General features: G+C 68.0%; 16 protein-coding genes. 3 read left to right on the top strand and 13 right to left on the bottom strand.

All coding sequences use genetic code 11. The annotated features are described in order from the left end of the window. Positions 1-2: 2 nt before the first annotated feature. From AC3EO7_RS03450 to rpmB, 6 genes are all read right to left on the bottom strand, one after another. On the bottom strand, positions 3-995 hold the full coding sequence (locus AC3EO7_RS03450; protein WP_431965027.1) for an AvrD family protein: 993 nt from the start codon (positions 993-995) through the stop codon (positions 3-5). A gap of 39 nt (positions 996-1034) precedes the next feature. After that, a complete protein-coding gene (locus AC3EO7_RS03445; protein ID WP_431965395.1) occupies positions 1035-2003 on the bottom strand; it encodes a beta-ketoacyl-ACP synthase 3 in 969 nt (322 codons plus the stop codon). 443 nt (positions 2004-2446) lie between these two features. After that, positions 2447-2701, bottom strand: a complete 255-nt coding sequence (gene rpsR / locus AC3EO7_RS03440; protein WP_011211513.1) for a 30S ribosomal protein S18 — start codon at positions 2699-2701, stop codon at positions 2447-2449. 32 nt (positions 2702-2733) lie between these two features. Next, positions 2734-3039, bottom strand: coding sequence for a 30S ribosomal protein S14 (gene rpsN, locus AC3EO7_RS03435; RefSeq protein ID WP_431965025.1), 306 nt, complete (start codon positions 3037-3039; stop codon positions 2734-2736). Position 3040: 1 nt separating this feature from the next. After that, on the bottom strand, positions 3041-3211 hold the full coding sequence (gene rpmG, locus AC3EO7_RS03430) for a 50S ribosomal protein L33 (RefSeq protein ID WP_067784286.1): 171 nt from the start codon (positions 3209-3211) through the stop codon (positions 3041-3043). Positions 3212-3220: 9 nt separating this feature from the next. Further along, positions 3221-3457 carry a 50S ribosomal protein L28 gene (gene rpmB / locus AC3EO7_RS03425; protein WP_431965022.1) on the bottom strand — a complete coding sequence of 79 codons (237 nt, stop codon included), beginning with the start codon at positions 3455-3457 and terminating at the stop codon, positions 3221-3223. A gap of 141 nt (positions 3458-3598) precedes the next feature. On the opposite strand from rpmB, the gene mrf reads away from it, so the two are divergent. Genes mrf through rpmF form a run of 3 tightly spaced genes read left to right on the top strand, consistent with a single transcriptional unit; the run spans position 3599 to position 5359 of the window. Beyond that, positions 3599-4921, top strand: a complete 1323-nt coding sequence (mrf, locus tag AC3EO7_RS03420) for a ribosome hibernation factor-recruiting GTPase MRF (protein ID WP_431965020.1) — start codon at positions 3599-3601, stop codon at positions 4919-4921. Further along, positions 4918-5184 (top strand): type B 50S ribosomal protein L31, encoded by a 267-nt coding sequence (locus tag AC3EO7_RS03415; protein ID WP_431965018.1) that lies wholly within the window; start codon positions 4918-4920, stop codon positions 5182-5184. Before mrf ends, AC3EO7_RS03415 begins: the two co-directional genes overlap by 4 nt. Before the next feature lies 1 nt (position 5185). Continuing rightward, positions 5186-5359, top strand: coding sequence for a 50S ribosomal protein L32 (gene rpmF, locus AC3EO7_RS03410; RefSeq protein ID WP_431965016.1), 174 nt, complete (start codon positions 5186-5188; stop codon positions 5357-5359). 98 nt (positions 5360-5457) lie between these two features. Here the strand turns inward: rpmF and AC3EO7_RS03405 are convergent, their stop codons facing one another. From AC3EO7_RS03405 to AC3EO7_RS03375, 7 genes are all read right to left on the bottom strand, one after another. Continuing rightward, positions 5458-5679 carry a hypothetical protein gene (locus tag AC3EO7_RS03405; RefSeq protein WP_431965014.1) on the bottom strand — a complete coding sequence of 74 codons (222 nt, stop codon included), beginning with the start codon at positions 5677-5679 and terminating at the stop codon, positions 5458-5460. Between the two features lie 429 nt (positions 5680-6108). Then, positions 6109-7149: a DUF1906 domain-containing protein gene (locus AC3EO7_RS03400; RefSeq protein WP_435590421.1), complete on the bottom strand. Its 1041-nt coding sequence runs from the start codon at positions 7147-7149 to the stop codon at positions 6109-6111. Positions 7150-7190: 41 nt separating this feature from the next. Further along, entirely contained in the window at positions 7191-7952 is a 762-nt protein-coding gene (locus AC3EO7_RS03395; RefSeq protein WP_431965010.1) for an MHYT domain-containing protein, read from the bottom strand. A gap of 11 nt (positions 7953-7963) precedes the next feature. Further along, positions 7964-8548 (bottom strand): GTP-binding protein, encoded by a 585-nt coding sequence (locus tag AC3EO7_RS03390; RefSeq protein ID WP_357452060.1) that lies wholly within the window; start codon positions 8546-8548, stop codon positions 7964-7966. A gap of 25 nt (positions 8549-8573) precedes the next feature. Beyond that, positions 8574-8948 carry a DUF742 domain-containing protein gene (locus AC3EO7_RS03385; protein ID WP_357452063.1) on the bottom strand — a complete coding sequence of 125 codons (375 nt, stop codon included), beginning with the start codon at positions 8946-8948 and terminating at the stop codon, positions 8574-8576. A gap of 8 nt (positions 8949-8956) precedes the next feature. After that, on the bottom strand, positions 8957-9367 hold the full coding sequence (locus AC3EO7_RS03380; protein ID WP_431965007.1) for a roadblock/LC7 domain-containing protein: 411 nt from the start codon (positions 9365-9367) through the stop codon (positions 8957-8959). Beyond that, positions 9364-12006, bottom strand: a complete 2643-nt coding sequence (locus tag AC3EO7_RS03375) for a sensor histidine kinase (protein ID WP_435590420.1) — start codon at positions 12004-12006, stop codon at positions 9364-9366. Before AC3EO7_RS03375 ends, AC3EO7_RS03380 begins: the two co-directional genes overlap by 4 nt. Between the last annotated feature and the right edge of the window lie 326 nt (positions 12007-12332).

Genomic DNA, 12332 nt, shown 5'->3' with positions numbered 1-12332 from the left:
GCCTAGTCGGGCAGCTGGTGGGCCAGCAGGCAGAACCCGGTGACGCCCTGGAACTCCTTGATCAGTAGATCCGCGCTGCGCCAGCGCTGGCCGCCGCGGTCGATGGTCGAGGTGCGGCGGATCTCCACGGTGCCGTCGAAGGGTTCGGCGGCGGAGCGGCGCGGCCCCTCGGTGACGAACTCGAGCTTGCGCATCCACAGGGTGTTGCTGCTGCTCCGGTCCAGTCCGTCCATCTCGTAGAGCAGGATCTGGGAGAGCTGCGCCGCGCCGACGATGGCGTCGATCGGCGAGACCGAGTTCCAGTAGACCGATTCGGCGCCGACGTAACCGCCCTCGACGCCGGTGTTCACCCGCTGCCTGCCGGTGATACGGGAGGCGGACTCGTCGACGGTCAGGTCCGTCGCGGTCAGGGTATGGTCCTTCACGCCGTTCAGGTAGAAGTGCGGCGCCGGTCCGTAGATGTCGCTGAGCTGCGCGATGTGGTCGACGCCCGGCACGTCGAGCGTGCCGGAACCGGCCGGATGCACCATGGTCAGCGTGCCGGTCAGATTGCCGACCCGGAATTTGAAGGCGGTCTCGATCTCGTCGGCGTCGTCCGCGGCGGTGGTGGTGGTGACCTCCGCTTCGACCGGGATGCGCTCGAGGTCCTCGTGCGGTGCTGCGCCCGCGCGCACGGCGGCCTGGCGCACCCACATCCGTGAGGATTCGGCGGGGCTGAGATCGCGAGCGTGGGTGATCGCGGCGTCGCATAGGGATGCGGCTAGCATGACCGTGTCGACGCTGCTGACGTGCGGCACGAGCTCGCGGTGCTTCTTGGTCGACCATGCGGCCGGGTAGCTCAGCCGCGCGGTACCGGAGTGCTTGGCGCCGAGCTGGGTGGATCGGCGGATCTGGAGATCGGTCAGTTCCGGGCTGACCTTTTTGTAACCCTCACCGAAGTATCGATCGGACCGGGGTCCGAGGGGCTCGTCGTAGCTGGAAAAAGAAACGGTCATGGCAGAGCAACTTTCGAAGAGCGATCGCGAAATTCGGTTTCAGGCAACCTGGGGCAGGTCGAAAACCTGTCCCGCATACGACAGGCCGGCGCCGAAAGAAACCTGCAGAGCAAGTTGTCCCGGCTTTGCCCGGCCCGAAGACACCAGGTCATCGATCGCCAACGGAAGAGCGGCGGCGGAAGTGTTTCCGGCCCGTCGGATGTCGTCTGCGATCACTACCGATTCGTCCTGCCAGCCGAGTTTGCGAACAACCCCGTCGATGATTCGCAAATTCGCCTGATGCGGGATGAATACCTCGACGTCGGCGAGCGTGATGCCACCGGCGTGTGCGATATCGGAAACTATCTTGGGCACCGCGCCGGTCGCCCAGCGGAATACTTCGGTGCCTTCCATGTGCAGGAAGGGCGTGGCCGTCGTGGTCGGCGCGGCGCGCAACTCCTCCCAGCTCGGTTCCTGCCTGATCAGGCGGGACTGGGTGCCGTCGCTGCCCCACACGGTGCGCCTGATGTGCCCGGATTCGGTGCGGCCGACGATCGCGGCGCCCGCGCCGTCGCCGAAGATGGGAGCCACCGACCGATTGCTGGGATCGATGACGTGGCTGAGCTTTTCGGAGCCGATGACCAAAATGTTGTCGGCCTGGCCCGCATTGACGAGCGCGGCGGCCTGGCCGATACCGTGCGCGTAGCCGGAGCAGCCCGCCGAAATGTCGAAGGCGGCGGGTCCGGCACAGCCGAGTTCGGCGGCGACGATGGCCGCGGCGGCCGGAGTCTGGTTGAGATGGGTCGAGGTCGCGAGCATCACGACGTCGATCTGGCTAGCGGACATTGCGGCGGCGTCGAGCGCTTTTTGAGCGGCCGATGCGGCCATCGAAATTACTGTTTCGTGATCCCCCGCGAATCTACGTTCGGTAATTCCGGTCCGCGAAGATATCCACTCTTCGTCGACACCCAATTCTGGGGCCAGGTCGGAATTGGAAACAATTCGATCGGGCCGGTATGATCCGATCATTAAAACTCCGGCAGGTAATGCCGTCATACTTCCCACCCCCGAGAGGTGAACGCGTCAATTCTGTATGAATGAATGTATCACTCGGCCAGATTTCGCGAGTGAGATCACATTGCTATAACGCCTGTATAACAGGCACCTGTGACGAAGGTCACGTTTTTTCATAGACTATTGACATGGCTCGATTACCGGCCATCGCCCGGCCCGTTGCCGAGCGCTTGCCATTAATTAACTACTTATTGGTAATCGAGTGATTTTCACTCGATGAAGTGATCGGCGTGCGAGTTGAGGCCCATTGATGCCGGTTCGCTCGATCGATAACTGTGGATTGTCCGTCGTGTGGCCTCGGGGGGCTCGTCGGACCACGACCGGCGGATACGACAACGGCGGGGGCTCTGGTGCGTCACACACCCGAGCCCCCGCCGTCGAGGCTGGAAGGGCTCGCGCTACCGGCTGGTGAACGGCAGCAGGGCCATCTCGCGGGCGTTCTTCACCGCGACGGCGACCTGGCGCTGCTGCTGCGGGGTGAGCCCGGTGACACGCCTGCTGCGGATCTTGCCGCGATCGGAGATGAACGTGCGCAGCAGGTTCACGTCCTTGTAGTCCACCGTTTCGATCCCCGCGGCGATCAGCGGGTTCTTCTTGGGGCGGCGGGCCTGTTCCGCGCGGACCTTCTTCGACGGTGCTCGCTTGACTGCCATATCAGGGATTCCTTCTACGGGATCGGTGGTTCTTACCAGCTCGATTTGTGCACACCGGGAAGCTCTCCCCGGTGGGCCATCTCGCGCACACGCACACGGGAGAGACCGAACTTCCGGAGGTGGCCGCGCGGACGTCCGTCCGCAGCGTCCCGGTTGCGTAATCGTACCGGACTGGCATCGCGGGGCAGTCGCTGCAGTGCCGCCTGCGCGGCGGCCCGGTCGGCCTCCGATGTGGCCGGTCCGCGGACGAGTTCCTTCAGCTCGGCGCGGCGGGCGGCGTACCGGGCGACGACGGCTTTGCGCTGCTCGTTGCGGGCGATCTTCGACTTCTTCGCCACGTCAGCGCTCCTCGCGGAAGTCGACGTGCTTGCGCACCACCGGGTCGTACTTCTTCAGCACCATGCGGTCCGGATCGTTGCGCCGGTTCTTGCGGGTGACGTAGGTGTAGCCGGTGCCCGCCGTGGACTTCAGCTTGACGATCGGCCGGATGTCGGTGGATTTCGAGGCCATGGCAGCTCCTCAGATCTTCTCGCCGCGCGCCCGGATGCGAGCGACGACCGCCTCGATCCCGTCCCGGTCGATGGTCTTGATGCCCTTGGTCGAGACGTTCAGCGTGATGCGGCGGTCCTCGCTGGGCAGGTAGTAGGTCTTGCGCTGGATGTTGGGGTTCCAGCGGCGGCTGGTCCGCTTGTGTGAGTGCGACACGGACTTGCCGAATCCGGGCTTGCGCCCGGTGATCTGGCAGTGGGCCGACATGGGGCTTCCTCCATTCGGGGATGGCGGCCGGCGGAGCCGGCGGGGCAGATCGGGGAAGTTGACAATCATTTTCGACAACGGCTGCTCGACACTGTAGCGTTGGGCAACGGCAAATGAAAATCGTTATCGAAAGGGGTTTCGGTGGTAGTGCCTGATCCCGCCCTGCTCCCACCCGGGCCAGACGGCCGGACGCCGGTGGTGCTGGTCGCCGGCCTGCCGGGACGCGCCGCGGCGGGCGTGGACCGTGTCGCCGCCGCGCTGCTCGGCGGGGACGGCGTCGTGGTCGTGCGCCACGAGCTGAGCGAGCTGCGCGAGGGCATCGTGCGCCGCACGGTCGGCACCGCGACGGACACCAGGACCACCGTGCTCGAACTGGCGCACGGCTGCGTCTCCTGCACGCTGCGCGCCGATCTGCTTCCGCTGCTGTGCACGCTGGCCGCGCGAGAATCGGTGCGGCGCATCGTGCTCGCGCTCGATCCGGCCTTCGAGGCCGAGGCGGTGTGCCGCGCCATCGACGATGTCGTGGTGACCGGGGTCGTCGGCCGGGTGGACGGACCCGCCGGGCGGGACGTGCGCGTCGAGGCGGTGCTGGCCTGCCTGGACAGCACGCAGTGGCTGGCCGACGCCACCGGTGACGAGACCCTCGCCGAGCGTGGCCTCGCCGCCGCGGACGACGACCGCACCGTCGCGCAGCTTGCCGTCGGCCAGGTCGACTTCGCCGACGCGGTGGTGGCCATCGGCCCCGCGCTCGACGCCATGGAACAGGCCAGGCTCGCCGCCGTGCTGACCCGCCTGGTTCCGGACGCGCCCGTCGCCTGGATCGACGACCTGGACGTCCTCGCCGCCGCGGACGTCGCCGCCTTGCTCGGGCGAATCCCGGCAGGGGCGCGCCGTGGGCGGACCTTGGACGCGCACGCGCCGCTGCTGCGCGGGCAGCCGCCGCTGGTGGCCGAGCACGGCGTCACCCTCATCGAGTTCGCGGCGAGCAGGCCCTTTCACCCCGGCAGGTTGCACGACGCCCTCGACGTGCTTTTCGAGGGCGTGGTGACGGCGCGCGGCAGGATCTGGCTGGCCACCCAGCCCGACGAGGTGGTGTGGCTGGAGTCCGCGGGCGGCGGGCTGCGCGTCGGCGGCGCGGGCCGCTGGCTGGCCGCGATGGGCGAGGACGACGTGGCGCGGGCGGATCCGGACCGGCGGGCGCTCGCGGCGTTGCGCTGGGACGACCGCTTCGGTGACCGGGACGTCTCGCTGGTGATCCTCGCGCACGACGCCGATCCCGCCGAGATCCGCCAAGCGCTGCACTGGGCGCTGGTCGAGGACGACGAGCTGCGGCTGGTCGAGCGGGCGCCCGAGCGGGTCGCGCTGTGGGACGACCCCTTCGGCGACTGGCATGCCGACCCGTGCGAGGACGGGCTGGTCGACGAGATCGCGCAGACCGAGAGTCGGAGAGGAGAAGGAAAGTGAAGACAGGTATTCACCCGGACTATCACCCGGTGGTGTTCGAGGACTCGAGCACCGGCAAGCGGTTCCTCACCAGGTCCACCGCCACCAGCGCGCGGACCGTCGAGTGGGCGGACGGCAAGGCGTACCCGCTGCTGGTGGTCGACGTGACCGCCGACTCGCACCCGTTCTGGACCGGCGCGCACCGCGTGCTGGACACCCAGGGCCGGGTCGAGAAGTTCGAGCGCAAGTACGGCAGGCGCGTGCGCGCCGGACGGGAGGCCTGAGATGGCGGTGCCCAAGCGGAGGATGTCGCGGTCCAACACCCGCAGCCGTCGCGCCCAGTGGAAGGCGACACCACCGGCTCTGGTGCCGGTGACCGTCGGCGGCGTGGTCCATCAGGTGCCGCGCAGGCTGGTGCAGGCCGTGCGCCGCGGACTGGTCGACCTGGATCGGCTCTGAACGTGCGCCGTCGCCGACGGCGAGCGAGACAAACGCGTCGGGCCCTGCGGTGTGATCCGCCGGGCCCGACGCGTTGTCGTGTTGCCGCCGAGGCGAACTCAGCCTTCCTTGCCCGCCAGGTCGGCGAGCGCCGCGGCCAACCGGAAGTACTTGTTGGTGCCGAGGTCGGCGATGGTCTTGATCTTCAGTGCCTCGAGCACCTTGTCGTGCTCCGGGGTGAGGCCGGCCAGGGCCGAGGGCGGAGCGGACATGATCTCCGCGAGCGACTTGTTCTCGTAGGCCTTGTCGAGCGACTTGTCGAGCACCACATTGACGGTCATGCGAACTCCTTCGAGTCGAACCTGATGTGCCGCGATCGAACGCAGGCCCGACCGCGTCGTGCCTGGCGACCATAGCCAGCACCACGCTCCGGCGGGTGCGGAACGCGCCGCCCGTTCGCCGGAGTCGCGGCAGAACCCGGTGGTGTCGCGATCGTTATGCGGCGGCAACCGTCTGGCTACCAATGTGGCGTGCATCACATGGCGTTATTTCCGAATTATCGCGTGCGACAAGGTAACTGAGCCGTGGAATACATACTTGGAGTTGGTTTTTCGGGGTATTAAAAGTCTCCGTGCAGTGATGATTTCGTGCTCACACACCGGTACCCTCATCCGAGAGGGCGGGTTCTTCCGGTTCTTGGAAGAACCCGCTCATCGCCAATTTCGGCCATTCCCTCTCGTAAACCGTTCTCGCCGAGGATGTTCGGCGAGCTAGAGTTTGCCGTTTCGTGCGACCGGCTCCGCGTCCGAATGTCCCGGCAATCCAGGCAAATCCGGCAGCAGCGACTCCAGTCGCGCCAGCTGCGCGCCGATCAATTCCGCCGGGCCCTCGATCAAGGAGAACGGCCACGGCCAGCGATGCTCGTCCAGCCGCCGCACCTCCTCCACCAGATCGGCGGTCGTGGCCTCCAGTTCACTGATCTCCGTGCGCAATTCGCCGACCTGGGTGTGCAGCGCCGCGTTGTCGCCCTGCAGCTCGTCGATACGGCGTTGCATCTCCTCGATGCGGCTCAGCGCCGCGGCGAGCCCGTCGACCAGCGTCAGGTGCTTGCCGTCGGCGTCGGTGCCCAGCTGCGGCCACCCGGCGAGGCCGGGGCCGCGCAACTGGGTCTGGATGTCGCGCAGCACCGCATCCTGCTCCGGCGTCATGTCCGGTTCCTCCTGTACGAAATCCCATTGGCCGAAATCCACTGTCTCGGCCACGTTCACATCGCAGAGCACGCCGTTGACCCGGACCTGACGCAGTGTCTGGTGAATGTTGCGCCGGGTCTCCACGTTGCCGCCCGACCACGCGTCCGTCTGCCAGACCCACATCGCGCTGCCGGCGTCCAGCGCCCGGCTCACCGACCAATACCCGCCGTAGATCCCGACATTCGCGCCGCCGAGCACTGTCGCCGCCCCGTCCAGATACGCGTTGATCGACACCTGGTCCTGCGGGGTGGCGTCGAAATCCGCCGAGAAGTAGATGGGCCGGTCGGAACGGCCGCCACAGCGCAGCACCTGCGCGAGGCCCGCCCGCGCGTCCACGATGCCCGCGTTGTAGCCGTCCAGCATGCGCGCCGCGGTGGTCTCCCAGTTGGAGACGATGGAAATACCGTGCGCCCGAAGATCATCGGCCTCGGCGGGCGTCAGCAGCTTGCCGGGCAGGCTCGGGCCGCCCGGCGTCAGATAGCGCACCACGAAGTCGAAACCGGCCGCCCGGATGGCGGCGCCCCCCGGACGTCCACCGGAATAGTCCAGGCCGAACCGCATGTGTCCCACTGTAAGACGTCGGCGGCGCGGTTGGCCGGGGTTCAGTGCATCAGCTCGGGCTGCCGAGACGGCAGCGCGGCAGGCGTCCGCCGGTCCGGAGCGACCAGCACAGCGGTGATCGGCACGGCCAGCGACAGCATGCCGATGACGAACATCGGAACCAGGAAGGAGAACAAGTCCTCACCGGCCGGAAGGGCGGCGCGCGGGTCGATCCGCACCTCCAGGCCGGCCATCCGCAGATAGTGCATCCCGACGACAGCGCACCCGAACAGCGCGGAGGCGCCGATCACCGCGGACGTCGGCCACGAGCGGAGCACGAACCACAGTGTGGCGAGCGAGATCACGATGCCGAGCGCGCCCGCCGCGAGCACCTGCCACAGCCCGAACTCGAGCTCGCCGCGCACCTGCACGGCGCTCATACCCAGGGCCAGCATCAGGCTCGTGCCGAGGCCCATCAGCAGACCGCCGCCGAGCAGGCGGGGCAGCTGCAGCGTCCGCCCGGCGAGCACCAGCCCGCCGAAGACCGCGAGCACGGCGAGCACCGCCGCTCCCGTGAGCCGGGCGACGTCGTAGCGGATCATGGTGTCGCCCGAGGGCGTGACACCGAGCATCGTCACGAAAATCGCCAGCCAGGTACCGATTCCGCCGATCGAGACCGCGGCCGAGGCCAGCCAGACCATGCGGAACTTGGACGTCACCGATTTGGTCGACTGACGGATGCAGATCATTCCGATCAGCGCGCCCGCCATGGCCACCAGGATCGACAGGCCCAGCACCCAATAACCCATGGAGAAGTAGGACAAAACAGCGACCCTTACACCTGTCCGACGGGCTGCTCGTGCTGCTGTGCGGCGAGCCGCTGGATCGCGTATTCGGTGACCGCGGCGAGGGATTGGCGCACTTCCATGGCGTTGCGCGCGTCGATGTCGACGATCGGAACCCCGGACCGCACCGAGAGCGCCTCGCGCAGCTCGCCCACCGGGAACCGCGGGGCATCCGGAAAACGGTTGACCGCCACCAGGAATGGCAGGCCGCGCGCCTCGAAGAAGTCGACGGCCGCGAAGCTGTCCTCGATGCGGCGGGTGTCGACGAGCACCACCGCGCCGATCGCGCCGCGAATCAAGTCGTCCCACATGAACCAGAACCGGCGCTGGCCCGGCGTGCCGAACAGGTACAGCGTCAGGTTCCCCGGCAGCACGATGCGGCCGAAATCCATGGCGACCGTGGTGGTCTCCTTGCCCGGCGTGGCGGCAAGGTCGTCGATGCCGTCGGAGAAGCCGGTCACCATCGCCTCGGTGCGCAGCGGGACGATCTCCGACACCGCGCCGACGAAGGTGGTCTTGCCAGCGCCGAAACCCCCTGCGACAACGATTTTCGTCGACGCGGTGCGATTGTCCATGGGTGCCGAACCGTACGGCTGGGAGTTATAGGGCGCGGAGTCCACGCAAAGTCCTCTCCATCAAAGACCGGCGCTCGTCGTAGCTCGCCTGGTCGCTCAGGGTCCAATGCACGCGTAGCGTCCCGGCGACGACGAGATCGCCGATCACGACCCGGACCAGTCCGAGCGGCCGTTGTAGCTGGGCCGATATCTCGGCCACCGAGAGGCGTGCGGTGCCGAGCCGCACGATATCGGTGCGGATATCGCCGACCGGCCATTCGAAATGGGCAGTGTAGGAGATGGTCTCGATGACCGCCTCCAGGGGAAGGTCGACCGCGGGTTCGGTACGCCCCGAGGTCAGGGCATAGGGACGAACGCGGGTGGGTGGTGTGCCCGGCCCCCCGCCGGATGGGGTAGACATCGCACGCTCTATACGGCCGTCCGGGCGGTGGCCTGGACCACCGAACCGACACGATCGACGAGCAGCGCCATCTCATAACCGATCCGGCCGATGTCGTGCGTCTTGTTGGCGAGCACAGCCAAGTGCGATCCGTTGCCGACGGTCATCACAAGCAGGTAGCCGCGCTGCATGTCGACGATCGACTGCATCACCTTGCCGCCGTTGAACAACTGCGCGGCGCCTGCGGACAGGCTCGCCAGACCCGCGGTGACCGCCGCCAGCTGCTCGGCGCGGTCCGAGGGCAGGTGCGGGCTGGTCGCCTGCAGCAGGCCGTCGGCCGACACCAGCACCGCGTGGGTGACACCCGGCACGTCCCGCGTGAAGCGGGTGACCAGCCAGTTCAGATTCTCGTCTGTGGTGTTGCCTGGTTTGTCGGTCATGCAAGCCCTCCGTCGTTGTACTGGGCGTCGGCCCGCCCGCTGCGGACCCCGCTGAGATGCCTGGTCAAGCTATTGCGGATCTCGTCAGGATTCCGCGTGTTGGATTCGTTGGCCGGCGCCAGACCGCCCGGGACCAGCTGCGCTCCCGGCTGCCGGATGGGCAGGCCGCCGGAGGTGCGGCCGGAGTTGGTCGGGTTGCTCGCCTCCGCGGCGGCGGCCCAGCCGACGTCGGCAGGGGAAGTCCAACTGTTGCCGTCGTCCTCGGCATTGGCCGAAGCGGGTTCGACCAACCACTCCGAGACCATGCGCTGGTAGATGGGCGTCGGGGACTCCGGGTTCACCGGTCGCAGCCCGGTGACCGTGGCCTGCGCGGCGTTCGCGAGCGCCGCGGGCTCGGGCACCTCGTAGGTGGCCGTCTCGGCCCACACATCGACGTGCACGGGTTCCTCGGGCGCGGGCGCCGGTGCGGGCGCGGGCAGCGCGAGCGGCTCCACGGAGCGGGGCGCGCCGTTCTCGTTGCGCATCCGCATCGGCAGCGGGCCGCCGCGACCCGGATCGGTGGTCTCGGCATCGATCACCGGCGTCGCGCGATCGGCCGGAGTGGCCACCCGGATCGCCGGGCGGCGCTGCGGCAGGCCGGTGCCGCTCATCTCGAACGACGAGGTGTGCTCGGGCAGCGCCAGGCTCGGCACCGGCACCAGCATCCGCGGCGGCGCCACGGTGGGTTCGGGCGAACTCTCCTGCGGCATCGGCGCGGTGAGCTGCGGAGCCTTGTCGCTGATCGGCACCGGCGAGACCAGGGTGCCCGGCAGGTGCACGCTCGCCGTGATACCGGGCTGCTGTGCCATCGCCGAGGTGCGGCGCAGGTTGACCGTGATGTTGTGCCGCTTGGCAAGTCGGCCGACCACGAAAAGACCCATGCGGCGCGCGGTTTCGACGGTGACCTCACCACCGGAGGCGAGGTGCTCGTTGACCGTCTGCAGGTCCTCGGCCGACATGCCGAGACCGCGGTCGATGATCTCGATCAGGTAGCCGCCGTCCACCGCGCGCGCAACCGAGACCGCCACCGGGGTGGTGGGCGGCGAGTAGCGCAGCGCGTTGTCGATGAGCTCGGCCAGCAGGTGCTCGACGTCGACGGCGGGCTCACCGGGCACGATGCCGTCGGGCGCGCTGCCGATCTCGACGCGCTGGTAGTCCTCGACCTGGGAGACCGCGCTCCACAGCATGTCCGACAGCGGCACCGGCGGCAGGTGGCCGCGGCGCAGCGCGGTGCCCGCGAGCACCAGCAGGTTGTCGCCGTTGCGGCGCATGCGGGTGGCGAGGTGGTCGAGGCGGAACAGGCTCTGCAGGCGCTCGGAGTCGTCCTCGTCGTGCTCGAGCTCCTCGATCAGCGTCAGCTGCTGCTCGACGAGCGACTGGCTGCGGCGCGAGAGGGTCTCGAACATGCTGCCGATCTGGAGGCGCAGACGCGCCTGCTCGGCGGCGAGATGGAGCGCGGCGTTGTGGATGTCGTCGACGGCGCGGGCCAGCTGGCCGATCTCCTCGGTGGTGTGCACGTCGACGCGGGTCGGCTCCGGCGTGGCGTTGCCGGAACGCACGACCTCGAGCTCGTTGGGCAGGTCGACGTGCGCGACCTGGAGTGCGCCGTGCCGCAGGCGGCGAATCGGGACGACGAGCGAGCGGGCGACCGCGAGCGCGAGGGCGAGACCGGCCAGCAGTGTCGCGACCACGATCGCGATATCGCGCAACACGATGCCGCGGACTTCGGCGGTCCGGTCGGCCAGTCGCGCGTCGATGGTGTCGACCAGGTTCAGGGTGGTCTGGTCGTAGGCGGTGGCACTGGTGCGCAGCGAATCGATGACCGGCTGGCTGCCCGCTGGGTCGCCCAGGTTCTGGCTGAAGGCGCCGAGCCGGACGTTCACCGCGTCGATCAGCACGCTGGCGTTGAGCGCCGAAGACGGCTGCAGCTGGGCGAACTGGCTCAGCAACACCAGCTCACCACCCGCGGTGATCAAGACGGTGGGGCGTACGGCCGGGTTGCGGTCCGCGCCGGGCGAACCGATCAGCAGGTACTGCTGGGTGTGCAGCCTGCGCGCGTTGGTGGTCACACCGAGCTGCAGGAAGTACCGCTGAATGGTGATCTCTTCCAGCGACGTCGAACGCGCGATCGCGTTGCCGATGCGGGCTGCGACCTCGTCGGCCTGCTGGCCGATCGCCACCGGCGAGCTGTTGCGCAGGCCGTTGCGCATCGCGCGGCCCGCGGTGAGCGCCGCGTCGAGCTCGTTGACGACGTCGGCCGGCGCGCCCGTCGAACGTAGCGAGGTCTGGAGATCCGCGGCCGCCTGGTCGAACCGGCCCGCGATGCGGTCCAGGTCGGCGTCGGTGGTGTGGTCCTCCCACGTGGTCGCCGTGGTGACGGCGAGTTGTTCGGTGGCCGAGGCGAAACCGAGCATCGGCCGGATGATCCTGGCCTGGTCGGTCGCCGCGTCGAGGTCGCCGATCGTGTTCAACTCGTCGTTGATTCGCAAAACCGCGAACGTCGAGGCGAGCACCACCGGCAGCAGTAGCACGATCCCGACCTTGCGGGTGACGGACCAGTTCGACAGCCTGAATTGCCGGGAACGCGGTGCTGCATCCATCCGCTTCCGTCGCCTCCACTCCGCGCGGTTTCCCCGGATGGCTAGTGGCTGTTTCACATAAGTATGGGACCAACCCGCTGATGAACCAACTCGAGGTCTTGTTTTTACCGCTGGGAACATACCGTGCTGGCTGTGTAACGGCAATCTGGGGCACTCGACTTGATATTCCTCTAATATGGCTGAGCAGAACAAGTTTCGGTACTGAAGTGAGACTCGCGACGACCGGAATCCGCGCGCGCCGATGAAAGCCCCAGGTCATCGGTGGTGCTCTGGCGTGTCGTCCCTCCAGCGCTGTTCGCGGCGTGTCGGGCATCCCCTCTCAGTCG

Source organism: Nocardia sp. bgisy118 (assembly GCF_057708605.1).
This window is presented reverse-complemented; position numbering and strand designations above follow the sequence as displayed.